The sequence below is a fragment of the Burkholderia sp. Bp9004 genome, assembly GCF_003858025.1.
In the GTDB taxonomy this organism is placed as follows: domain Bacteria; phylum Pseudomonadota; class Gammaproteobacteria; order Burkholderiales; family Burkholderiaceae; genus Burkholderia; species Burkholderia diffusa.
The window spans coordinates 170,421-192,763 of the sequence record NZ_QTQD01000002.1 but is presented as its reverse complement, the minus strand read 5'-3'; the positions used below and the strand labels follow the sequence as shown (position 1 = coordinate 192,763).

Genomic DNA, 22,343 nt, shown 5'->3' with positions numbered 1-22,343 from the left:
TACGTTATATCATCGCGATACTTCGTCTCATTGCCAGCTCCACGCCATGGCCACCTCATCGCACATCGACGCCCGGCTGTCCCGGGCCGACGCATTCGCCGCCGAGCACGGGCTCGCGTGGACGCCGCTGCGCCGCCAGGTCTACGAACGCGTGCTGGCCGCGCAGCGCCCGATCGGCGCGTACGACCTGCTCGCCGAGCTCGAGCCGCAGCGCGGCCGCGTGCCGCCGACGACCGTCTATCGCGCGCTGGATTTCCTCGTCGAGCACGGCTTCATCCATCGGATCGAATCGAAGAACGCGTTCTTCGCGTGCTGCGAGATCGGCGTGCCGCACGAAGGCCAGTTCCTGATCTGCGACTCGTGCGGCGAGACCGTCGAGATTCCGGGTAGCGACCTCGCGAAACAGCTGTCCGCGAGCGCGCCCGCGCACGGGTTCGAAGTCCACCACCAGGTCGTCGAGCTGAACGGCCTGTGCGGGCACTGCAAGGGCAAGCCCGCGCAACGCTGACACCGCACACGCGCGGCGCACGCGCCGCCCCTTCCAACGAGGAGTTTCATGTCCATTGCCCTGAAGCGCGCGCCGCGGCGTGCCCTGCCGCTTGCTCGTCTGTTCGCCGCCGCGGCCGCCGCGCTGTCGATCGCCTCACCCGCCTTCGTGCAGGCCGCGACCGTCAATGTGGTCGCCGCCGAGAATTTCTATGGCGACGTCGCATCGCAGATCGGCGGCCGCCATGTCGCGGTGACCAGCATCCTCAGCAATCCCGACCAGGATCCGCACCTGTTCGAAGCGAGCCCGAAGACCGCGCGCGCGCTGCAGCACGCGCAGGTCGTGATCTACAACGGCGCGGACTACGATCCGTGGATGGGCAAACTGCTCGGCGCATCGAAGCAGGCGAAGCGCGCGACGATCGTCGTGGCGGATCTCGTCGGCAAGAAGGCCGGCGACAACCCGCACCTGTGGTACGACCCGGCGACCATGCCGGCCGCCGCGCGCGCGATCGCGGCCGAGCTCGGCCGTGCCGATCCGGCGAACAAGGCCGACTACGACGCGAACCTGCAGAAGTTCGTCGCGTCGCTGAAGCCCGTCGACGACAAGGTCGCCGCGCTGCGCGCGCAATACAAGGGCGTGCCGGTGACGGCCACCGAGCCGGTGTTCGGCTACATGTCCGACGCGATCGGCCTCGACATGCGCAACCAGCGCTTCCAGCTTGCGACGATGAACGACACCGAAGCCAGCGCGCAGGACGTCGCCGCGTTCGAGAACGACCTGCGCAAGAAACAGGTGCGCGTGCTGATCTACAACAGCCAGGCCGAAGCGCCGATGACCAAGCGCCTGCTGAAGATCGCGCGCGACAGCGGTGTGCCGGGCGTGAGCGTCACCGAGACGCAGCCGGCCGGCAAGACCTTCCAGCAATGGATGGCCGGCCAGCTCGACGCGCTCGCGGCCGCGCTTTCCGCCAGCAAGAAGTGACCCAGTCAACACCATGACCGACACTCCCCACGCACTCGCACTCGATCGCGTCACGCTCGAACTGGGCGGACGCACGATCCTTCGCGACGTGAGTTTCTCGATCGAGCCCGGCGAATTCGTCGGCGTGCTCGGGCCGAACGGCGCGGGCAAGACGACGCTGATGCGCGCGGTGCTCGGTCTCGTGCCCGTCACGGGCGGCACGCTGTCGGTCGGCGGCGTGCCGGTCGCGCGCGGCAACGCGTCGATCGGCTACATGCCGCAGATCAGAAGCGGCCTCGCGAATCGCCGGATGCGCGGCTACGACTTCGTCGCGATGGCCGCCGACGGCCACCGCTGGGGGCTGCCGCACACGAACGCCGCGACGCGGCGCGACGTCGACCGCGTGCTCGACCTCGTCGGCGGCCAGACGCTCGCGCGCCGGCCGCTGTCGGAGCTGTCGGGCGGCGAGCGGCAGCGCCTGCTGCTCGCGCAATGCCTGCTCGGCAATCCGCAACTGCTGCTGCTCGACGAACCGCTGATCAGCCTCGACCCGAACCACCAGCGCGGCGTCGTCGAACTCGTGCGCAACGTGCAGCGCGAGCTCGGCATCACCGTGCTGTTCTCCGCGCACGAACTGAATCCGCTGCTGAACGCGCTCGACCGCGTGCTGTATCTCGGCAACGGCGTCGCGGCGCTCGGGACCGTCGACGAGGTCATCACCAGGCCGGTGCTGTCGCGGCTCTACGGCTCGCCGATCGACGTGATGCGCGTGAACGGCAAGATCTTCGTGATGTCGGGCGACGTCGAGATCGAGAAGCACGACCACGACCACGAACACGAGGACGACGACGGCCACTCGCACGGCGGTGGCGGCGGACACGGCCATCACCACCACGGACACGCTCATCCCGGGCATTCGCACGATGTTTGAATACGACTTCATGATCAACGCGTTCGCCGCATCGGGAATCGTCGCGGTGCTCGCGGGCATCGTCGGCTACTTCCTGGTGCTGCGCGGACAAACCTTCGCCGGCCATGCGCTGTCGCACGTCGGCTTTACCGGCGCGACGGGCGCGGTGCTGCTCGGCATCTCGCCGATCTGGGGGATGGTCGGCTTCACGCTCGCGGCCGGGATCGGCATGGGTGCGCTCGGCGAAAAACTCGCGGGCCGCGACGTCGCGATCGGCGTGATCCTGTCCGGCGCGCTCGGCTTCGGCCTGCTGTTCCTGCACTTCTATACGTCGTTCGCAACGCAGGTCACCGCATTGCTGTTCGGCAACGTGCTCGCGGTCAGCCGCGACACGCTCGCGGTGCTGGCCGGCATCGGCGCGGTGAGCCTCGTCGCGCTCGCGCTGATCGCGCGGCCGCTGCTGTTCGCGTCGCTGCAGCCTGAGCTGGCCGAAGCCAAGGGCGTGTCGCTGCGCACGGTGTCGGTACTGTTCCTCGCGGTGTGCGCGCTCGCGGTGGCGGCGGCAACACAGATCGTCGGCGTGCTGCTCGTGTTCACGCTGCTGGTCGGGCCGGCCGCGGCCGCGCAAAACGTGTCGACGCGGCTGTCGACCGGTGTGCTGCTCGCCGCGCTGTTCGCGCTGTTCGAAGCGTGGGCCGGGATCGCGCTCGCGTATCACACCGACTGGCCGACGAGCTTCTGGATCACCGCGCTGTCCGCGCTCGTATATGGCGCGAGCCTGTTGCGGCGCCACTGATCGTCGAGCGGCGAAAACCAAAACGCCGGCGTAGCCGAAAGGCCGCCGGCGTTTTTGCATGCGCGCGCGACGTGCGGCGCGCACCGCGGGTCACGCGTGCCGCACCCCGCTCACAGTGAGAGCACGCGTGCGTGATGCGCGATGTGATCGGCGATGAACGTCGAGATGAAGTAGTAACCGTGGTCGTAGCCCGCATGGCGGCGCAGCGTCAGCGGCTGGCCGGCCTTCGCGCACGCGGCTTCGAATACGTCCGGGTTCAGCTGGTTCGCGAGGAATTGATCGGCGAGGCCCTGGTCGACGAGGATGCCGTCCGCGAACTTCGGCGCATCCGCGCGCGCGACGAGTTCGCTCGCGTCGTGCTGCTTCCACGCGTCGCGATCGTCGCCGAGGTAGCCCGAGAACGCCTTCTCGCCCCACGGGCAACGCGTCGGCGCGGCAATCGGCGCGAACGCCGACACCGATCGGTACAGGTCGGGATGACGCAGCGCGAGCGTCAGCGCGCCGTGCCCACCCATCGAGTGGCCGAAGATCCCGAGCCGCGTGCCGTCGATCGGCAACTCGGCCGCGACAAGCTCGCGCAACTCGCCCGTCACGTACGATTCCATCCGGTAATGCGTCGACCACGGAGCGTGCGTCGCGTCGACATAGAAACCCGCGCCGACGCCGAAATCCCATGCTTCGGCCTCGCCCGGCACGCCCGCGCCGCGCGGGCTCGTATCGGGCATCACGAGCGCGAGGCCGTGCTGCGCCGCGTACTGCTGCGCGCCGCCCTTGATCGCGAACGTCTCCTCGGTGCACGTGAGCCCCGCGAGATAGAACAGCGCCGGCACGCGACCGTGCGCGGCCTGCGGCGGCAGGTACACCGAGAACTTCATCGGCAGGCCGATCGCCTTCGAATCGTGGCGATAGAAGCGTTGCTCGCCACCGTGGCAAGCATGCGAAGTAACGAGTTCGAGCATGGGGTTCCCTTCCGTTCAATACAGCACGATCGGGCGAATCGATTCGCCCGTCTTCATCGGGTCGGCGCCGCCGCGGAGCGTCTCGAGCGGCAGCGCGTGCGTGATCAGGTCGGGCCGTGCCGCGCGACACGGCGATACCGGAGCGTGCCCGTCATGATCCCCGATCCCGCCGCCCGTCGCGTGCGGGAAACAGCCGCCGGCTTGCCGCGACGCGTCACCGCTGGCGCGACAGGACACGTGCCCGAGTTTAAACGCCGGTCGTGAACCACGCATCCGTTCGCGCATACAGATCGACGAAACGCGCATGGCGTGCGGCCAGCGCGCGATCGTCGTGCGGTGCGGCGACCGGCGACGCGGTCGGCGCCAGCGTGCGCAGCGCGTCTTCGCGCCAGTGTCCGATCGCGACGCCCGCGAGCAGCGCGGCGCCGCGCGTCGCGGCGTTCGGGCAATCGACCGCGTCGAGCGACGCGCCGAGCGCATCCGCGAGCAACTGACGCCAGCGCGGATCGACCGAGCCGCCACCGGCAAGGCGCAGCGTCGTCACCGGATCGACCCGGTTCGCATCGCGAATCGCATCGAGCCCCGCGCGCAACGCGAATGCGACGCCCTCGAACGCGGCGCGCATCATCGCGCCGCGCGTGTCGCCGAGCCCGAGACCGAGCCAGCCGCCGCGCGCGTCGGGATTCATCCACGGCGAACGCTCGCCCGTCAGGTACGGCAGGAAGCAGAGCCGCTCCGACGCCGGCCGGGCGAACGCGTCGTCGTACGCATCCGGCCAGCCCGGATAGCCGAGCCAGCCGCGCACGGCTTCGAGCGCGAGCCCGACGTTCTGCATCGCGGCCATCGTGTAATAGCCGCCGCCCGCCGCCGTGCGATAACGATGCAGCCCGCGCCGTGCGGGCGGCAACCTGTCCGCGAGCACGACGATCTGGCCACCGCTGCCGGTGGTCAGCAGCGCGTCGCCGGCCGCGACGAGCCCGCTGCCGAGCGCCGCGCACGCCGTATCGGCCGCCCCCGTCGCGAGCGGCACGCCGGCCGGCAGCCCGAGTGCCGCCGCCGCCGTCGCATCGAGCACACCGCAGCGCGCACCCGACGCCCGCTCGGGTGCGAACCGGTCGACGGGCAAGCCCAGCGCGTCGATCAGCGCCGTATCCCACGCGCCGTCCGGCGTCGCGAGCGCCGTCGCGCATGCATCGCTCGGATCGGCCGCGATCTCGCCGCCCAGCGCGACGCGCAGCCAGTCCTTCGGCTGCACGGCCCAGCGTGCGTCCCGCAACACGTGCGGTTCGTGTGCGGCCAGCCAGCGCAACAGGGGGCCCGCCATGCCGGGCGCGACGGGATTCGGCGCGTCCGGCCAGTCGGCCGCGTCCGCTTCGCGCACCGCGCGCGTATCGGGCCACAACAGCGCGGGCCGCACCGGCTGCCCGGCCGCGTCGATCAGCACGACGCCATGCATCTGGCCGGAGAAGCCGATCGCCGCGACCTGCGCGCGCTCACCGGCCGGCAGCCGCGCAGCGGCGCGCACGAGCGCCTGCCACCACACGTCGGGGGCAATTTCGGCCCAGCCCGGCTGCGGCGACGACAATGCATAGGGTTGGCTCGCAACCGCGCGCTCGACGCCATCGGCATCGAGCGTGACGAGTTTGACGGAGCCGGTACCGAGGTCGATTCCGAGCAGGCGCATGACGGGTTGGCGTATTCGAGTGAACGGATATCGATGATAGCGGGATCGCGACATGCGGCCCGACTTGCTCGGCGCTTTTGACACCCTGGCGACGTGAAAACGCAGCCGCGCACCATCGGTTTCACCCGGCCACGCGTTACGCGCCAGAACTGCCGCCAGCGGGTTAACCCGGCGCGATTTTCCACCGGTCGTTTTTTCCACTATGCCACGGTCGCGATACACACCATAAAGCCGCCGATATTTGACATGGCGGCATGCACTATTTTGAAGGGCTATAAAACCGGGGAACCTCACTCCAGCGGCAGTTTCCCGATGATCGACACCCTGTTTCATGCCGAAATGGCATATCGAACCAGCAAAGAACGGAATAGAACGCAGTGCTCTTGTTGCAATGTTCCATTCCGCATAACTTCGTATCACCCCGAAAACAAGATCATGGAGTGAGACAGATGCAATCGAACACGGTCCATCCGTGCGATGAGGTGCTGCCGACCGGCAAGCTTGTAACGCTTGGTCTGCAGCACGTCCTCGTCATGTACGCCGGCGCCGTAGCCGTGCCGCTTATCGTCGGCGGCGCGCTGAAGCTGCCGAAAGACCAGATCGCGTTCCTGATCAGCGCCGATCTGTTTTCGTGCGGTATCGCCACGCTGATCCAGACGCTCGGCCTGTGGATCTTCGGGATCCGCCTGCCCGTCATCATGGGCTGCACGTTCGCGGCCGTCGGCCCGATGATCGCGATCGGCACCAACCCCGGCCTCGGCATTCTCGACGTCTTCGGCTCGACCATCGCGGCCGGCATCATCGGCATCGTGCTCGCGCCGATGATCGGCAAGCTGTTGCGGTTCTTTCCGCCGGTCGTCGTCGGCACCGTGATCGCGGTGATCGGGCTGTCGCTGATGGAAGTCGGGATCAACTGGGCAGCGGGCGGCGTCGGCAACCCCGAATACGGCAGCCCCGTCTACCTCGGCCTGTCGCTGCTCGTGCTCACGCTGATCCTGCTGATCAACAAGTTCGGCCGCGGCTTCATCGCGAACATCTCGGTGCTGCTCGGCATCGTCGCCGGCTTCGTGATCGCATTCGCGATCGGTCGCGTGAATACCGACGGCGTCGCGCACGCACCGTGGGTTGGTTTCGTGATGCCGTTCCACTTCGGCCTGCCGCACTTCGACCCGCTGTCGATCGCGACGATGGTCACGGTGATGTTCGTCACGTTCATCGAATCGACCGGCATGTTCCTCGCGGTCGGCGACATGGTCGATCGCCCGGTCAACCAGGAGCGTCTCGTGCGCGGCCTGCGCGTCGACGGCCTCGGCACGCTGATCGGCGGCATCTTCAACTCGTTTCCGCATACGTCGTTCTCGCAGAACGTCGGCCTGATCGGCGTGACGGGCGTGAAGAGCCGGTTCGTCTGCGCGACGGGCGGCGTGATCCTGGTGCTGCTCGGCCTGTTCCCGAAGATGGCGCAGGTCGTCGCATCGGTGCCGCCGTTCGTGCTCGGCGGCGCGGGCATCGTGATGTTCGGGATGGTGGCCGCGAACGGCATCAAGGTGCTGTCGAAGGTCGACTTCGTCGACAACTCGCACAACCTGTTCATCGTCGCCGTCAGCGTCGGGATGGGCCTCGTGCCGGTCGTGTCGCCGCACTTCTTCTCGAAGCTGCCGCCCGCGCTCGCGCCGATCCTGCACAGCGGCATCCTGCTCGCGTCCGCCACCGCCGTGATCCTGAACATCGTGTTCAACGGCGTGAAGGCAGAGAAGGACGCACGTTGCGAGATTCGCCGCGCAGGGCACGACTTCGACGGACGCCCGGCCGACGTGCATCACTGATCGATCCGCCCGGGATGCGCCGGAACATGGCGCGATACGGTAGAGGAAAAACGCCACGGCTTGCCGTGGCGTTTTGCTTTGTGGCGAGTGGTTGGGCGACGACAGCGGTGGTGCCGGCGGTGCCGGTGATGACGATCCGCGGTCGCTGCAAACCAAACTGGCCGCAAAAAAACGCCACGGACTTTCGTCCGTGGCGTTGTCGCATTCCGGGAACCGCGACCTCGGCGAACCGGCGCGGTCGCCCGCCCCTGCCCGCCTTCGTGCTTACCCGTTCGTCGCCGCTGCCGACGCGGGCGCCGGTGCGGCCGCCTTGTCGTAGTCGACCGTTTCGTCCGGTGCGCGCGGCGTCTCGCCGGCGCGCTGGATCCAGCCGCCGCCCAATGCGCGGTAAAGCGTGACCAGGTTCGTCCAGCGTGCCAGACGCGCGCTGATCAGCGACTGCTGCGCCGAGTACAGGTCGGTCTGCGCAGTCAGCACCGACAGGTAGCTGTCGACGCCATTCTTGTAGCGCAGGTCCGACAGGTCGAAGCGACGCTGCTGCGCGTGCTCGTTTCGCTCGAGCGCGGCGATCTGCTGATCGTACGTGCCGCGTGCAGCCAGCCCGTCCGACACTTCGCGGAACGCCGACTGGATCGCCTTCTCGTAGTTGGCGATCTCGATACGCTTCTGCACGTTCGCGAGGTTCAGGTTCGCGATGTTCTGCCCGCCTTCGAAGATCGGCATCGTGATCTGCGGCGCGAACGACCACGCCGCCGTGCCTGCCTTGAACAGGCCGCCGAGCGTCGGGCTGCCGGTGCCGAACGCGCCCGTCAGCGAGATACGCGGGAAGAACGCCGCGCGTGCCGCGCCGATGTTCGCGTTCGCGGCCAGGAGCGTCTGCTCGGCCTGCATCACGTCAGGACGACGCGTCAGCAGGTCGGACGGCAGACCGGCCGGCACGTCCGTCAGCAGGTTCTGCGCATCGAGTGGCATGCCCGCCGGCAGATCGTCCGGCAGCGGCTCGCCGATCAGCAGCACCAGCGCGTTCAGCGCCTGCGCACGCGCACGCGCCTGCGCCTGCTGGTTCGCGAGCGCCGTCTCGACGACCGTCTGCGCCTGACGCAGCTCGAGCTCGGAGCCCGTGCCGTTGTCGAACTGCAGCTTCGTCAGGTCGTACGACGCCTGTGCCGTCTTCAGCGTGTTCTCCGTGACCTGCAACAGGTCATCGGTGGACAGCAGCGTCAGGTACTGGTCCGCGACCTGCGACACGAGCGAGATCTCGGCAGCCTGCCGCGCATACGACGTCGACAGGTACTGCGCGAGCGCCTGGTCCTTCAGGCTCTGCACGCGGCCGAACAGGTCGAGTTCCCACGACGCCGAAACGCCGACGTTGTAGGCGCGCGAGATATACGGCGCACCCGTCTGCGACAGGCCCTGCGGCACGCGCTGGATGCTGCCCGTGCCCGTGCCGTCGAGCGTCGGGAACAGGCCCGCGCGCGTGATCTGGTACTGCGCGCGCGCCGCCTCGATGTTCAGCACCGACACGCGCAGGTCGCGGTTGTTCTTCAGCGCGATCTCGATCAGCCGCTGCAGGCGCGGATCGACGAAGAATTCGCGCCAGCCGATGGCGGTCGCCGCCTGGCCGTTCGCGCTGCGCGCGCCGGCAGCGCCCGGCTGCGTCGCATAGACGCCGCCGGCCGGGTACGCCTGTGCGACGGGCGCGTCGGGCCGCTTGTAATGCGGCGCCATCGTGCAGCCCGTGGCAAAGAGCGCGACCGCGATTGCAGTCAAAGCGTGTTTTTGCATCATCACTGTCCCTTGTTGCCTTCGTCGCCGTTGCCCGGCTTCTCTTCGTGGTGCGAGTGCTCCTGAGCGAGGCGCAGCGCCTGGTCGACGTCTTCCTTCTCGCCGCTGAAGATCGCGCGGATCTTCACGAAGAACATCGGGATCATGAAGATCGCGAGGAACGTCGCCGTGATCATCCCGCCGATCACGCCCGTGCCGATCGCGTGCTGGCTCGCCGAACCCGCGCCGTTGCTGATCGCGAGCGGCATCACGCCGAGAATGAACGCGAGCGACGTCATCAGGATCGGACGCAGCCGCAGGCGCGCTGCTTCCAGCGCGGCCTCGATCGGCCCCATCTTCTCCGTCATCTGCAGTTCGCGCGCGAATTCCACGATCAGAATCGCGTTCTTCGCGGACAAGCCCACGGTGGTCAGCAGGCCGACCTGGAAGAACACGTCGTTCTCGAGGCCGCGCATCGTCGCCGCGAGCAGTGCACCGATCACGCCGAGCGGCACCACCATGATCACCGAGAACGGGATCGACCAACTTTCATACAGCGCCGCGAGACACAGGAACACGACGAGGATCGAGATTGCGTACAGAATCGGCGCCTGCGAACCCGACTGGATTTCCTGGAACGACAGACCGGTCCACGAATAGCCGATACCGACCGGCAGCTTCTTCGCGAGCCCTTCCATCGCGGTCATCGCCTGGCCGGTCGACTTGCCCGGCGCGGCCTGACCCTGGATTTCCATCGCCGACACGCCGTTGTAGCGCTCGAGCTTCGGCGAACCGTACGTCCAGTGACCGGTCGCGAACGCGCTGAACGGCACCATCCCGCCCGACCCGTTGCGCACGTACCAGATGTTCATGTCCTCCGGCGTCATCCGGAACGGCGCGTCGGCCTGCACGTACACCTTCTTGATCCGGCCGTCGGTGTCGAGGAAGTTGTTCACGTACTTCGATGCCCACGCGATCGAGAACGTCTGGTCGATCGCATCCGCCGTCACGCCGAGCGCATTCGCCTTCTCGCGGTCGATGTCGACCTTGTACTGCGGCGTGTCGTTCAGGCCGTTCGGGCGCACGCCCTGCAGCGTCGGATCCTTCGAGGCCATCCCGAGCAGCTGGTTACGCGCGGCCATCAGCGCGTCGTGGCCGAGACCGGCGTTGTCCGTCAGCTCGAAGTCGAAGCCCGCGGCCGTGCCGAGTTCGGGAATCGACGGCGGGTTGAACGGGATCACGATCGCGTCCTTGTAGCCCGCGTAGCGCCCGAACATCCGGCCGATCAGCGCCTGCACCTTCTGGTTCGCATGCTGACGCTGCGAGTAGTCCTTCAGTCGCACGAACACGAGACCCGAGTTCTGGCCGCGACCCGCGAAGCTGAAGCCGTTGACCGTGAACGCCGATTCGACGATTTCCTTCTCGTCCTTCAGCAGGTAGTCGGAAATGTTCGCGAGCGTCTTCGCGGTCGTTTCCTGCGTCGAGCCCGACGGCGTCTGCACGATCACGAACATCAGGCCCTGGTCTTCATCCGGCAGGAACGACTTCGGCAGGCGCACGAACAGCAGGCCGACCGCGACGATCACGACCAGGTAGATGATGAGCCAGCGGCCCGAACGCTTGATCACGTGGTGCACGCCGACGTGGTACTTGTCGCGGCTGTTGTTGAACGTGCGGTTGAACCAGCCGAAGAAGCCCTTCTTCTCTTCGTGATGCCCTTGCGGGATCGGCTTCAGGATCGTCGCGCACAGTGCGGGCGTCAGAATCAACGCGACCAGCACCGACAGCACCATCGCCGACACGATCGTCAGCGAGAACTGACGATAGATCGCGCCGACCGAACCGCCGGAGAACGCGACCGGCACGAACACCGCCGACAGCACCAGCGCCACGCCGACGAGTGCGCCGGTGATCTGGCCCATCGCCTTGCGGGTCGCCTCCTTCGGTGACAGGCCCTCTTCCGCCATCACGCGCTCGACGTTTTCGACCACCACGATCGCATCGTCCACCAGCAGGCCGATCGCGAGCACGAGGCCGAACATCGACAGCGTGTTGATCGAGAAGCCCACGAGCGACATGATCGCGAACGTGCCGAGCAGCACCACCGGCACCGCGATCGTCGGGATGATCGTCGCCCGCAGGTTCTGCAGGAACAGATACATCACGAGGAACACGAGCACGATACCTTCGAGCAGCGTCTTGACCACTTCCTCGATCGACAGCTTCACGAACGGCGTCGTGTCGTACGGATACTTCACGACGAGGCCGTGCGGGAAGAACGGTGCGAGCTCGTCGATCTTCGCGCGCACGGCCTTCGCGGTCGCGAGCGCGTTCGCGTTGGTCGCGAGCTGGATACCGAGTGCCGCGGTCGGCTGACCGTTGTACTTCGTGTCGAAGTTGTAGTTTTCGCCGCCGAGGCCGATCTGCGCGACGTCCTTCAGGCGAACCTGCGAGCCGTCCTGGTTGACCTTCAGCAGGATGTTGCCGAACTGCTCGGGCGTCTGCAGCAGCGTCGATTCGGTGATCGTCGCCTGCAGCATGGTGCCCGGCTTGGCCGGCGTGCCGCCGATCTGGCCGCCCGCGATCTGCACGTTCTGCGCGGTGATCGCCGAGCTCACGTCGACCGGCGTGAGGCCGTAGTTCGTCAGGCGGGTCGGGTCGAGCCAGATCCGCATCGCGTACTGCGAGCCGAACAGCGTGACGGTGCCGACGCCGTTCAGCCGGCTGATCGGATCCTTCACGTGCGACGCCACGAAGTTCGCGAGGTCGTACTTGTTCATGCTGCCGTCTTCGGAGTTGAAGGCGAGCACCAGCAGGAAGCTGCTGCTCGACTTCGTCACCGACAGGCCGAGCTGCTGCACGACCTGGGGCAGAACCGGCGTCGCGAGCGACAGCTTGTTCTGCACCTGGACCTGCGCGATGTCGGCGTTGGTGCCCGGCGCGAACGTCAGCGTGATCGTCGCGTTGCCCGAGTCGTCACTGGTCGACGACATGTACAGGAAGTTGTCGAGACCGCTCATCTGCTGCTCGATCACCTGCGTCACCGTGTCTTCCACCGTCTTCGCGGAAGCGCCCGGGTAGTTCGCGGTGATCTGGATCGATGGCGGCGCGATCGTCGGATACTGCGAGATCGGCAGCGTGAAGATCGCCGCGACCCCGGCCAGCATCAGGATGATGGCGATCACCCACGCGAAGATCGGGCGATCGATAAAAAACTTTGCCATGAAACAGGCTCCCTGTTATTGCGCGCTCGAAGCAGCGGCGGCACTCGCCGGCGCGGCGCCCGATGCGGCGGCACCGGACGCGGCGGCGGCGCCGGAACCGGCGGCAGCCGGCGCGGCGGTGGCAGCGGCGACACCCGATGCGGCACCGGCCGCCGGGGCGAGTTGTGCCGCCACCGACTTCACGGTCGCGCCCGGACGCACCTTCTCGCCGCCCTGCACGATCACGTGGTCGCCCGCCTGCAGACCGCCTTCGACGATCCAGTCCTGGCCGCGCATGCCCGACGTCTTCAGCGTACGCGGCTCGACCTTGTTGCTCGCGTTCACCACCATCGCGATCGCCTGGCCCTTCTGGTCATGCGTGACGCCGATCTGCGGCACCAGGAACGCGTTCTCGTTCACGCCTTCCTCGATACGCGCACGCACGAACATCCCCGGCAGCAGCACGCGGCCCGGGTTCGGGAAGACCGCGCGGATCGTCACCGAGCCGGTTGCCTGGTCGACCGTCACGTCGGAAAACTGCAGCTTGCCGACTTCCGAATACGTCTTGCCGTCCTCGAGGATCAGCGACACCTTCGCCGCGCCCGGGCCGCTCGTCTTCAGGCGGCCGCTCTGCACGTCCTGGCGCAGCTTCAGGCCCTCGAGGCTCGATTGCGTGAGGTCCACGTACACGGGGTCGAGTTGCTGCACCGTCGACATCAGCGTCGCCTGGCTCGCCTGCACGTAGGCGCCCGGCGTCACTTGCGAAATGCCGACGCGGCCCGTGATCGGCGAGACCACGTCCGTGTAGCCGAGGTTGATCTGTGCGGTATCGACCGCCGCCTTGCCGGCCGCGACGTCCGCCGCGGCCTGCCCCTGGGTGGCCACCGCGTTGTCGTAGTCCTGCTTGCTGACCGCGTTCGCGGCCACGAGCACCTTGTAGCGCGCGACCAGCGCGTTCTGCGTGACGAGGTTCGCCTGCGCCTTCGCGAGCGTCGCCTTCGCGCTGTTCAATGCCGCGATGTACGGCGCCGGATCAATCTTGTACAGACGCTGGCCAGCCTTGACGTCGGTGCCTTCGGTGAACTCACGACGCAGCACGATGCCGTCGACCCGTGCGCGGACCTGCGCGACGAGGAATGCGCTGGTACGGCCCGGCAGTTCGCTGAAGACCGGCACGGCTTGCGGCTGGACGGTGACGACGCCGACTTCCGGCGTTTGCGGCGGCGGTGCCGATTCTTTTTTTCCGCATGCAGCCAGAAAAACCGCGGCTGCCGCGACAGTGATCAAGCGGTATGGAACCCGTTCGACGCGCATGGAGCGACCTCTGTGTATAACCAATGGAATAAGTGCAGCACCCGACGGGAGCGCAACACGGATGCGCCTCGCGGCGCAGATCGAACACCTGAATTACTGGACTACTGGATACAGCAAGTCGGCACGAGACCTCCATGCCGACGAGATGCCGCGAACTGCGGACTGGTACTTTGGCGGGAATCAGCAGAGTGGGATATTAACTGATTGCCACTTTGGTCATTCGATCGTAGGGTGGTATTGTATATACATTCACGAATGTATGTAAAAAGCCCGCTCGCCCGTCGCCAACCGCTAGGTCTTACGAATTATTACCAGTCGCAAGCATAGCCCGTCCGCACAGCGACGACGAGGGTTGCCGACCCTATATTCACCTACGATCGATCCATTCAGGCCTGCACATGGTCAGACGCACCAAGGAGGAGGCGCTCGAGACGCGCAACCGCATTCTCGACGCCGCCGAACACGTGTTCTTCGAGAAGGGCGTGTCGCACACGTCGCTCGCCGACATCGCCCAGCACGCCGGCGTGACGCGCGGCGCGATCTACTGGCATTTCGCGAACAAGAGCGAGCTGTTCGACGCGATGTTCGACCGCGTGTTCCTGCCGATCGACGAGCTCAAGCGGATGCCGCTCGACGCGCCCGGCGGCAATCCGCTGGAGAAAATCCGCAAGATCCTGATCTGGTGCCTGCTCGGTGTACAGCGCGACTCGCAGTTGCGGCGCGTGTTCAGCATCCTGTTCATGAAGTGCGAGTACGTCGCGGACATGGAGCCGCTGCTGCAGCGCAACCGTGCGGGGATGAGCGAGGCGCTGCACGCGATCGATGCCGATCTCGCGGGCGCCGTGCGGCTCAAGCTGCTGCCCGAGCGGCTCGACACATGGCGCGCGACCCTGATGCTGCACACGCTCGTCAGCGGTTTCGTGCGTGACATGCTGATGCTGCCCGACGAGATCGATGCCGAGCAGCATGCGGAACAGCTCGTCGACGGCTGCTTCGACATGATGCGTTACAGCCCGGCGATGCTGAAGACGAGCGACTGACCGACGGCCCCTCCGCCGGCGCGCCGCAGGCCGTGTCATCGCGACCGGCCGGTCGATCCGGCCACGCGCAGACGGCGGCGCCGCTCCGCCCGGTCGCCCCCTGCCCTCCCCGATTCGCTCAGGCGGCCTTCGCGCGTTGCGCGCGGGCCCGCCGGTTCGACGCGGCCACCGAATCGCGCGCCGGCATCGCCGCGCCGCCGAGTCCCGCGATCCATTCATCGGTCGACATCACGGCCGCGAAATTCGACTGAAACACCACCGTGTACGCGCGGTGAATCTCTTCGGCACTCGCCGCACCCGCGCCATTCACGTACGGCAACGCGCCGGTCGCGTCCGCCAGATACTCGACGACGAGCCCCGCGTGCGCCGCGTGATAGACGGTCGACGCATTGCAGTTGTGCGTCATGTAGCCGGCGACCGCGAGCGTGTCGATGCCGTGCGTGTCGAGCCATGCGGCGAGATCGGTGCCGGCGAACGAACTGGCCTGCGCCTTCACGATCAGGTGCGCATACGGCCGGTCGGCGACGACCGGATGCAGCGCGACGCCGTCCGTGCCCGGCGCGAAGATCGGCGCACCCGCCGGCGCGACGTGCTGGACGACGATCACGGGCACGCCCGCCGCGTGCGCGGCGTCGATCGCACGGCCGATGTTCGCCAGCGATGCGTCGACGGGCGGATATTCGATCGGCAGGTTGCCCGTTACGTATTCGTTCTGGACATCGATCACGATCAGCGCGCGGCGGGAAGCGGAAGGCAATATGGCATTCGACATGGCAGGCTCCGGTTTCGGCAGCGCCGCCCCGCTCCGGAACGGGGCGGCCAGCAGCGCGATGCGATGCATTGTCGGATCGCATCGCGCAGACGGACAGTGGCCCGATAGCCATTCTTCGATAGAATCGGGCCATCGCCATTCCGGAGCCCGTCATGCGCGCCGCCGCGTCGTCCGTTGCCCCTGCCCCGACCGTCGTCGCCGTGATCGCGTACGACGGCATCAGCCCGTTCCACCTGTCGGTGCCGTCCGTCGTGTTCGGCAAGGAACGCGATGCGGCCGCGATGCCCGCGTTCGAGTTTCGCGTGTGCTCGGCCGAGCGCGGCCCGCTGTCGACGACGGGCGGCTTCACGATCACCGCGCCGTACGGGCTCGATGCGCTCGACGACGCGGACATCGTCATCGTGCCGGCATGGCGCGATCCTGACGAAGCACCGCCTGACGTGCTGGTCGATGCAGTGCGCGCGGCCGCCGCGCGCGGCGCGCAGGTCGTCGGCCTGTGCCTCGGCGCGTACGTGCTCGCCGCGGCCGGGCTGCTCGACGGACGCCCGGCCACGACGCACTGGGCGTGGGCCGACGACTTCGCGCAGCGCTTTCCACGCGTGAAGCTCGACCCCGATGTGCTGTACGTCGACGACGGCAACCTGATGACGTCGGCCGGCACGGCCGCGGGGCTCGACTGCTGCCTGCACGTCGTGCGGCGGCGCTTCGGCTCGGACGCCGCGAACCGGATCGCGCGCCGCCTCGTGATCCCGCCGCACCGCCAGGGCGGGCAGGCGCAATACGTGCCGCAGCCGGTTGCCGCGCACCCGCGCGATGCGCGGCTCGCGGGCCTGCTCGACTGGGTGCGCGCGCATCTGGACATCGCGCACAGTGTGGATTCGCTCGCCGAACGCGTGCTGATGAGCCGGCGCACGTTCACGCGCCACTTCCGCCAGGCGACGGGCACGACCGTCACCGCGTGGCTGCAGGCCGAGCGGCTCACGCGCGCGCAGCATCTGCTGGAAACCACGGGACAATCGATCGACGCGATCGCACAGGCGGCCGGCTACGGCTCGAGCGTATCGCTGCGCCAGCATTTCGCGGGCTCGCTCGGCACGTCGCCATCGGCCTATCGGAGGGAATTTCGCGGCGCCGGGCCCGATGCGCGGCGCTAATGGCCGCCGCGCCGCCGGCGTCCGGCCGGGTAACGCGGTGGCACGCCGGCCGCTCAGACGCCGTTGATCCAGCGCGCCGCATACAGCAGCAGCGCGACGAACACGACGATCGCCGCCCACGCCCAGACGGGCAGCGGGCCGGATTCGCGATGATGCACGGCGCTCGCGACGCGGCCGCTCAGCGCGCCGCCAAGGTGCGGCGGCAGCGGACGCTTCGCCGCGGCCATCAGCGACGCGGGCCGCAGGAACACATGCTGGCGACGCTGCGGGCGCGAACGCGCGCGGTTCGGCACGAGACCGTGCTTCGCCTGCACGACCGCGCAGAATTCGCGGAAGAAATCGTCGGTCCACGCGAACAGCGCATTCTCGATCTGCCGCGCCGGCAGTTCGGCAAGCGGGCCGCTCGCCGTCGCCCACACCACGTATTCGATACGGGTCGCGGCCGCGTCGTCATCGTCCGGCCGCAGCACCAGCTCGACCTGCCCGCGCACCGCGCCGAGGCCGTCGGCCCGCGCCTTGAAGTTGAGCACGCGGCGCGGCTGGCCTTCCGCGTCGCCCTGCTCGCTCGCCAGATGCGCACGCACGTCGTAGCGGGCACGCAGCGGGCCGAGCGGCACCGTGATGGTCAGCGCGAACTCGCCGTGCGCGTGCTTCACGAACGATTCGCAATGGTCGAAGCTCGCCCGCAGCAACGCGAGATCCTCGAGTGCCTCCCGCACGACGGTCGGCGCGAGCGGTACGCGCAACGTGTCGTTCAGTTCCATGATGCCTCCCCGATGAACACGCGCCGCATCAGGACGTCTCGATGAGACTGTCGACCCGCGCGACATCGAAGGCGACGTAGTGCGCAAGCGCGGACGCGGTCTCCCCCGGTTCCTCGTAACTCCATGCGGCGTTCTCGATCACGCCGTCTTCCGTCTGCAGGTTGAAATACACGGCACGGCCCCTCAGCGGACAATCCGTCGTGACGCTCGACATCACGAGCCTGTGCATGTTGACGTCGCCGCGCGGCAGGTAATGGATGTCCGGCAGGCCCGTTTCGCGCACGGTCAGCGCGCCGTGTGAATCGGCATACGTGATGCCGCGATGGATCACGCGCACGCGATGGCGGTTCGGTACGATTTCCAGGCGAGGGTCGGCAGCATCGGACATCGTTTCTCCTCCGGACGGCGGCCCCGGCGGGCAAGCCGGGCGCAGGAAACGAAAAAGCCACGGCACAGGTGCCGTGGCTCTCATTATGGGCGAAACCGCCTCCGATTGCGCGGCCTGACCGCGCCCGCGCGCGATGCGCTACTGCGCACTCCACTGGAACGCGGCCTTCGCCCCGCCCTTCGCACCGACCGTGACCGCGCGCGATTCGTCGCTGCCCTGGTACGCCGCATGCACGGTGTAGCGCCCAGGCGGCAGCTTGACGAGCATGTACGGCCCGCGCGCATCCGTCGTCAGCAGCTCGGTGCCCTTGCTGTCGACGATCCGCACATGGACGTCGGCCAGGTATTCGCCGCCCTTGCCGGTGAAGCGCAGTGCGAGCGGCCACGCCGCCTCGTTCTGCTCGAATGCCGTCGATTGATCCTTGCCGATGCCGCCTGACACGTAGCTGACATCGCCCTGCTGGCTCGCCGCGGGCAAGCCGTCCGATTGTGCGTACGCGCCGGACGCGGCGACGGCGCAGCCGGCGGCCAGCGCCGCGGCGGCGGCAAATCGGGACACGTTGCGTAGATATTGCATGGCTCCCTCCTTTCGGGTCGGAACACAGCACCACGGGCCGAACGCCGGCGGCGCCCGCCAAGGCCGGCGAGGCCGGCCCGCAGCGGCCGCCGGTCAGCTCAGGTCGACCGGCACGAAGATCTGTGCATTATCGCGCTGGATCAGGAGAGCAAGACTGTTGCCCGCTCCCTTGACCGCGTCGCGCAACTGCTCGGGGCTCGTGACCGGGCGGCCGTTCACCGCGAGGATCACGTCGCCGGGCTGGATGCCCGCGCTGGCCGCCGGGCCGCCGGCCTGCTGCACGATCAGCCCGTGCGACAAGCTGGTTGCGCTGCGCTCCTGCGGCGTGAGCGGACGCACCGCGACGCCGAGGCGCCCCTGCTCGACGGGGCCGCCGTCGTTCGAGGCCAGCTTCGCATCGGTCATCGCGCCGAGCGTCACGCTGATCGACTTCCTCGACTTGTCACGCCACACCTGCAGATCGGCCTTCGAGCCCGGCTTCAGGTTCGCGATCTGCGCGGGCAGCGACGTGGAGTCGGCGACCGGCGAGCCGTTGACCGCGAGGATCACGTCGCCCGGCTGCAAGCCCGCCTTCGCGGCCGGGCCGTTCGGGTCGACCGAACTGACGAGCGCGCCGTCCGGCTTCTGCAGTCCGAACGAGCTCGCGAGCGTCTGGTTCAGCCCCTGCACGGCGACCCCGAGGCGGCCCCGGCTCACGTGCCCCGTCTTCACGAGCTCGTCCTTGACCTTGATCGCCTCGTTGATCGGAATCGCGAACGACAGGCCCTGGAAGCCGCCCGTCTGCGAGTAGATCATCGAGTTGATGCCGATCACCTCGCCCTGCAGGTTGAACAGCGGGCCGCCCGAGTTGCCGGGGTTCACCGGCACGTCGGTCTGGATGAACGGCGTGTAGTTCTCGTCGGGCAGCGAGCGCGATTTCGCGCTGATGATGCCGGACGTGACCGTGTTGTCGAAGCCGTACGGCGAACCGATCGCGACGACCCACTGGCCGACCTTGCTCTGCGCCGGGTCGCCGATCTTCACGGTCGGCAGGCCGCTCGCGTCGATCTTCAGCACCGCGACGTCGGATTGCTTGTCGGCGCCGACGACCTTCGCCTTGTACTCGCGCTTGTCGGTCAGCTTGACCGTGACGACGTTCGCGCCGTCGATCACGTGCGCGTTGGTGAGGATGTACCCGTCCGCGCTGACGATGAATCCCGAACCGAGGCTCGCGCTCGGCTGGTCGTCCGGCTGCGTGTCGCCGCCCATGCCCGGCACCTGGCCGTAGAAGTGCTTGAAGAACTGGTAGAACGGATCGCTCGGATCGATCGGCAGCTGCGGCTGTGGCACACGCCGCGACACCTGCTTCACGACGTGCTTCGCGCTGATGTTCACGACGGCCGGGCCGTAAGTTTCGACCAGCCCGGAGAAATCGGGAATGCCGGTCTTCGCCGCGGCCTCGGCCGGCATGAGCGCGGCGGCCTGCGCGGGCGTGATGATCTGCGGATCGGCGCGGCGGGTGCCTGCGACATAGCCGGCAGACAGGGCAGCCGCCACGGCGACCGCGACGGCGCCGCGCGCAAGGAATCGGGTGTTCATCGTAGGACCTCCTCGTTGTTAGGACGCAGCGTAACGACCCTGACTTAAAGGAGGCTTAATCGACCTTAAACGGGGCTTAGGCCGCCACCCGCGTGGTTCGTCATACGGATTCGGACACCTGCGGCGCCTGCGCCGGCATCTCGGCGTCTCGGAACACGACGCTCACGAGCAGGCCGCCCGCGGCCGCGTCGCCGAGCGTCACCGTCGCGCCCTGCTGCGCCGCGACGCGCTTGACGATCGCCAGCCCGAGCCCGCTGCCCGACACGTCGGCGCGCGCCCGCGCGGAGCTGTCCCGGTAGAAGCGGTCGAACACGCGCTCGCGCTCGTCTGCCGGGATGCCGGGGCCGCTGTCGCCGATCTGCACGCATACGCGGCCGGCCGCGTCGCGGGTCAGCGACACGTCGATGCGGCCGCCGTCCGGCGTGTACTTCACCGCGTTGTCGAGCAGGTTGCCGAACATCACGCGCAGCGCGCCGACATCCGCGACGACGGTCGCCGCGCAGCTCTCCTCGAAGCCGAGATCGATGCTGTGCCGTTGCGCGAGCGGTGCATGCGCGGCCACGCATTCGACGAGCAGCGCCTGCAGGTCGACCGGCTCGCGCATCGTGGCGCCGTCCGGTTCGGCACGCGCCAGCGCGAGCAACTGCTCGGCGAGGCGCGTCGCGCGCGTGACGCCGTCCTGCAGATCGGCGACCGCCTCGCGGCGCGACGTATCGTCCTTCGCGCGCGCGACGAGCTGCGCCTGGATCTGCACGGCCGCGAGTGGCGTGCGCAGTTCGTGCGCGGCATCGGCGACGAAGGCCTTCTGCGTGTCGAGCGCCGCCGACAGCCGCGCAAGCAGCCCGTTCAGCGCACGCACGAGCGGCTGCACCTCGAGCGGCAGGCGCGCATCGGGTAGCGGATCGAGCGCTTCGGGCCGGCGCGTCTCGACCGCGCGCGTCACGCGGCCGAGCGGCGCGAGCCCGCGCCCGACGATCACCCAGACCGCCGCGCCGAGGAACGGCAGCAGCACGATCAGCGGCCACAGCGTGCGCAGCGCCACGTTCGCCGCGAGCCGGTTGCGCACCGACAGCGGCTGCGCGAGCTGCACGACGTTGTCGCCGACGATCGCGCCGTACACGCGCCATTCGCCGCGATCGGTGCGCTCGGTCGAGAAGCCGAGCTCCGCGCGCGGCGCGATCGGCGCACGCGGATGCGAGAAGTACATCAGCACGCCGTTGCGGTTCCAGATCTGGATCACGATGCCTTCGTCGCCGTTGGTGCGCGAACCGAACACCTGCGAGAACGGCTCGGACGGCAGCGCCGCGGCGATTTCCTGCAGCTGGTAGTCGAACAATTCGTTCGCCTCGGCGAGCGCCTGCCGGTAGATGAGCCAGCCCGCGGCGCCCACGCCCGCGACGACGATCGCGAGCAGCCAGATCAGCAATTGATGACGAATCGACCTCACGCGTCAGCTTTCCTTGACGACCATGTAGCCGAGCCCGCGCACGTTGCGGATCAGGTCCGAGCCGAGCTTCTTGCGCAGCGCGTGGATGTAGACCTCGACCGTGTTGCTGCCGATCTCCTCGCCCCAGCCGTACATCTTTTCCTCGAGCTGACTCTTCGACAGCACCGCACCGGGCCGCGCGAGCAGCGCCTCGAGCAGCGCGAACTCGCGCGCGGACAGCGCGACGGGCGCGCCGTCGAGCGTCACCTGGTGCGCCGCGGGATCGAGCGTCAGCGCGCCGTGACGGATCAGCGACTCGCTGCGCCCCGCGTGGCGGCGGATCAGCGCGCGCATCCGCGCGCCCAGTTCGTCGAGGTCGAACGGCTTGACGAGGTAGTCGTCGGCGCCCGCGTCGAGCCCCTTCACGCGATCGGCCACCGCATCGCGCGCGGTGACGATCAGCACCGGCAGCGACAGCCCGCGCGCGCGCAGCGTGCGCAGCACGTCGATGCCGTCGCGCTTCGGCAGGCCGAGGTCGAGCAGCAGCAGGTCGTACGTCTCGCCGCCGAGCGCCGTGAGCGCGGCGTCGCCGTCCTGCACCCAGTCGACTGCGAAGCCGTCGGCGCGCAACGCCTTGCGTACGCCCTCGGCAATCATTCGATCGTCTTCAACAAGCAGAATCCGCATCGGAGCTGGAACCCATCGGGCGAGTGAAACATGGCGACCATTGTAGCGCCGC

At 68.1% G+C, this 22,343-nt stretch carries 18 protein-coding genes and 1 pseudogene; 7 read left to right on the top strand and 12 right to left on the bottom strand.

Annotated features, from left to right (window positions below; all coding sequences use genetic code 11):
• The first annotated feature begins 46 nt into the window (after positions 1 to 46).
• The 4 genes and pseudogenes from DIE08_RS03075 to DIE08_RS03060 all read left to right on the top strand — a co-directional run bounded on the left by DIE08_RS03075 (position 47) and on the right by DIE08_RS03060 (position 3,156).
• Positions 47 to 508 (top strand): Fur family transcriptional regulator, encoded by a 462-nt coding sequence (locus DIE08_RS03075; protein ID WP_059607956.1) that lies wholly within the window; start codon positions 47 to 49, stop codon positions 506 to 508.
• Between the two features lie 48 nt (positions 509 to 556).
• Positions 557 to 1,471 (top strand): metal ABC transporter solute-binding protein, Zn/Mn family, encoded by a 915-nt coding sequence (locus DIE08_RS03070; RefSeq protein ID WP_124900979.1) that lies wholly within the window; start codon positions 557 to 559, stop codon positions 1,469 to 1,471.
• Positions 1,472 to 1,484: 13 nt separating this feature from the next.
• Positions 1,485 to 2,000: pseudogene (locus DIE08_RS36655) on the top strand (ATP-binding cassette domain-containing protein); the annotation flags it as partial.
• 373 nt (positions 2,001 to 2,373) lie between these two features.
• Positions 2,374 to 3,156: a metal ABC transporter permease gene (locus DIE08_RS03060; protein WP_059607953.1), complete on the top strand. Its 783-nt coding sequence runs from the start codon at positions 2,374 to 2,376 to the stop codon at positions 3,154 to 3,156.
• A 110-nt stretch (positions 3,157 to 3,266) separates the two neighbouring features.
• Here DIE08_RS03060 and fghA read toward each other — a convergent pair whose 3' ends face one another.
• Positions 3,267 to 4,115 carry an S-formylglutathione hydrolase gene (fghA, locus tag DIE08_RS03055; RefSeq protein ID WP_124900977.1) on the bottom strand — a complete coding sequence of 283 codons (849 nt, stop codon included), beginning with the start codon at positions 4,113 to 4,115 and terminating at the stop codon, positions 3,267 to 3,269.
• A gap of 247 nt (positions 4,116 to 4,362) precedes the next feature.
• Positions 4,363 to 5,799 (bottom strand): xylulokinase, encoded by a 1,437-nt coding sequence (locus DIE08_RS03050; protein ID WP_124900976.1) that lies wholly within the window; start codon positions 5,797 to 5,799, stop codon positions 4,363 to 4,365.
• A 449-nt stretch (positions 5,800 to 6,248) separates the two neighbouring features.
• Here DIE08_RS03050 and DIE08_RS03045 point away from each other — a divergent pair, with 449 nt between their 5' ends.
• Entirely contained in the window at positions 6,249 to 7,625 is a 1,377-nt protein-coding gene (locus DIE08_RS03045; protein ID WP_185633702.1) for a nucleobase:cation symporter-2 family protein, read from the top strand.
• A 264-nt stretch (positions 7,626 to 7,889) separates the two neighbouring features.
• On the opposite strand, the gene DIE08_RS03040 is transcribed toward DIE08_RS03045, so the two are convergent.
• From DIE08_RS03040 to DIE08_RS03030, 3 genes are read right to left on the bottom strand one after another with little or no spacing between them, the layout of a single operon-like run.
• Positions 7,890 to 9,413: an efflux transporter outer membrane subunit gene (locus DIE08_RS03040; RefSeq protein WP_059607948.1), complete on the bottom strand. Its 1,524-nt coding sequence runs from the start codon at positions 9,411 to 9,413 to the stop codon at positions 7,890 to 7,892.
• Positions 9,413 to 12,613 (bottom strand): efflux RND transporter permease BpeB, encoded by a 3,201-nt coding sequence (gene bpeB, locus DIE08_RS03035; protein ID WP_124621424.1) that lies wholly within the window; start codon positions 12,611 to 12,613, stop codon positions 9,413 to 9,415. The genes DIE08_RS03040 and bpeB overlap by 1 nt, the downstream gene beginning before the upstream one ends.
• 15 nt (positions 12,614 to 12,628) lie before the next feature.
• On the bottom strand, positions 12,629 to 13,906 hold the full coding sequence (locus tag DIE08_RS03030; protein WP_124621422.1) for an efflux RND transporter periplasmic adaptor subunit: 1,278 nt from the start codon (positions 13,904 to 13,906) through the stop codon (positions 12,629 to 12,631).
• Between the two features lie 398 nt (positions 13,907 to 14,304).
• Here DIE08_RS03030 and DIE08_RS03025 point away from each other — a divergent pair, with 398 nt between their 5' ends.
• Positions 14,305 to 14,946: a TetR family transcriptional regulator gene (locus DIE08_RS03025; protein WP_059607945.1), complete on the top strand. Its 642-nt coding sequence runs from the start codon at positions 14,305 to 14,307 to the stop codon at positions 14,944 to 14,946.
• Between the two features lie 118 nt (positions 14,947 to 15,064).
• Here DIE08_RS03025 and DIE08_RS03020 read toward each other — a convergent pair whose 3' ends face one another.
• Positions 15,065 to 15,718, bottom strand: coding sequence for a cysteine hydrolase family protein (locus tag DIE08_RS03020; RefSeq protein WP_124900974.1), 654 nt, complete (start codon positions 15,716 to 15,718; stop codon positions 15,065 to 15,067).
• Between the two features lie 152 nt (positions 15,719 to 15,870).
• On the opposite strand from DIE08_RS03020, the gene DIE08_RS03015 reads away from it, so the two are divergent.
• Complete coding sequence (locus DIE08_RS03015; RefSeq protein WP_124621418.1) at positions 15,871 to 16,872, top strand: helix-turn-helix domain-containing protein; 1,002 nt, start codon at positions 15,871 to 15,873, stop codon at positions 16,870 to 16,872.
• A 53-nt stretch (positions 16,873 to 16,925) separates the two neighbouring features.
• Here DIE08_RS03015 and DIE08_RS03010 read toward each other — a convergent pair whose 3' ends face one another.
• The 6 genes from DIE08_RS03010 to DIE08_RS02985 all read right to left on the bottom strand — a co-directional run bounded on the left by DIE08_RS03010 (position 16,926) and on the right by DIE08_RS02985 (position 22,291).
• Positions 16,926 to 17,636 carry a CoxG family protein gene (locus DIE08_RS03010; protein ID WP_124900973.1) on the bottom strand — a complete coding sequence of 237 codons (711 nt, stop codon included), beginning with the start codon at positions 17,634 to 17,636 and terminating at the stop codon, positions 16,926 to 16,928.
• Between the two features lie 28 nt (positions 17,637 to 17,664).
• Entirely contained in the window at positions 17,665 to 18,024 is a 360-nt protein-coding gene (locus tag DIE08_RS03005) for a DUF427 domain-containing protein (protein WP_124900972.1), read from the bottom strand.
• A 138-nt stretch (positions 18,025 to 18,162) separates the two neighbouring features.
• Entirely contained in the window at positions 18,163 to 18,600 is a 438-nt protein-coding gene (locus DIE08_RS03000; protein ID WP_124900971.1) for a carboxypeptidase-like regulatory domain-containing protein, read from the bottom strand.
• A 93-nt stretch (positions 18,601 to 18,693) separates the two neighbouring features.
• Positions 18,694 to 20,178: a DegQ family serine endoprotease gene (locus DIE08_RS02995; RefSeq protein WP_124621412.1), complete on the bottom strand. Its 1,485-nt coding sequence runs from the start codon at positions 20,176 to 20,178 to the stop codon at positions 18,694 to 18,696.
• Positions 20,179 to 20,278: 100 nt separating this feature from the next.
• Entirely contained in the window at positions 20,279 to 21,625 is a 1,347-nt protein-coding gene (locus DIE08_RS02990) for an ATP-binding protein (RefSeq protein WP_124621410.1), read from the bottom strand.
• Between the two features lie 3 nt (positions 21,626 to 21,628).
• A complete protein-coding gene (locus DIE08_RS02985; RefSeq protein WP_124900970.1) occupies positions 21,629 to 22,291 on the bottom strand; it encodes a response regulator in 663 nt (220 codons plus the stop codon).
• Between the last annotated feature and the right edge of the window lie 52 nt (positions 22,292 to 22,343).

What these genes read in the sequence shown, in the direction of transcription:
- DIE08_RS03075 (WP_059607956.1), top strand. Translation starts at nt 47, where the DNA reads ATGGCCACCTCATCGCACATCGACGCCCGGCTGTCCCGGGCCGACGCA.
- DIE08_RS03070 (WP_124900979.1), top strand. Translation starts at nt 557, where the DNA reads ATGTCCATTGCCCTGAAGCGCGCGCCGCGGCGTGCCCTGCCGCTTGCT.
- DIE08_RS03060 (WP_059607953.1), top strand. Translation starts at nt 2,374, where the DNA reads ATGTTTGAATACGACTTCATGATCAACGCGTTCGCCGCATCGGGAATC.
- fghA (WP_124900977.1), bottom strand. Translation starts at nt 4,115, where the DNA reads ATGCTCGAACTCGTTACTTCGCATGCTTGCCACGGTGGCGAGCAACGC.
- DIE08_RS03050 (WP_124900976.1), bottom strand. Translation starts at nt 5,799, where the DNA reads ATGCGCCTGCTCGGAATCGACCTCGGTACCGGCTCCGTCAAACTCGTC.
- DIE08_RS03045 (WP_185633702.1), top strand. Translation starts at nt 6,249, where the DNA reads ATGCAATCGAACACGGTCCATCCGTGCGATGAGGTGCTGCCGACCGGC.
- DIE08_RS03040 (WP_059607948.1), bottom strand. Translation starts at nt 9,413, where the DNA reads ATGATGCAAAAACACGCTTTGACTGCAATCGCGGTCGCGCTCTTTGCC.
- bpeB (WP_124621424.1), bottom strand. Translation starts at nt 12,613, where the DNA reads ATGGCAAAGTTTTTTATCGATCGCCCGATCTTCGCGTGGGTGATCGCC.
- DIE08_RS03030 (WP_124621422.1), bottom strand. Translation starts at nt 13,906, where the DNA reads ATGCGCGTCGAACGGGTTCCATACCGCTTGATCACTGTCGCGGCAGCC.
- DIE08_RS03025 (WP_059607945.1), top strand. Translation starts at nt 14,305, where the DNA reads ATGGTCAGACGCACCAAGGAGGAGGCGCTCGAGACGCGCAACCGCATT.
- DIE08_RS03020 (WP_124900974.1), bottom strand. Translation starts at nt 15,718, where the DNA reads ATGTCGAATGCCATATTGCCTTCCGCTTCCCGCCGCGCGCTGATCGTG.
- DIE08_RS03015 (WP_124621418.1), top strand. Translation starts at nt 15,871, where the DNA reads ATGCGCGCCGCCGCGTCGTCCGTTGCCCCTGCCCCGACCGTCGTCGCC.
- DIE08_RS03010 (WP_124900973.1), bottom strand. Translation starts at nt 17,636, where the DNA reads ATGGAACTGAACGACACGTTGCGCGTACCGCTCGCGCCGACCGTCGTG.
- DIE08_RS03005 (WP_124900972.1), bottom strand. Translation starts at nt 18,024, where the DNA reads ATGTCCGATGCTGCCGACCCTCGCCTGGAAATCGTACCGAACCGCCAT.
- DIE08_RS03000 (WP_124900971.1), bottom strand. Translation starts at nt 18,600, where the DNA reads ATGCAATATCTACGCAACGTGTCCCGATTTGCCGCCGCCGCGGCGCTG.
- DIE08_RS02995 (WP_124621412.1), bottom strand. Translation starts at nt 20,178, where the DNA reads ATGAACACCCGATTCCTTGCGCGCGGCGCCGTCGCGGTCGCCGTGGCG.
- DIE08_RS02985 (WP_124900970.1), bottom strand. Translation starts at nt 22,291, where the DNA reads ATGCGGATTCTGCTTGTTGAAGACGATCGAATGATTGCCGAGGGCGTA.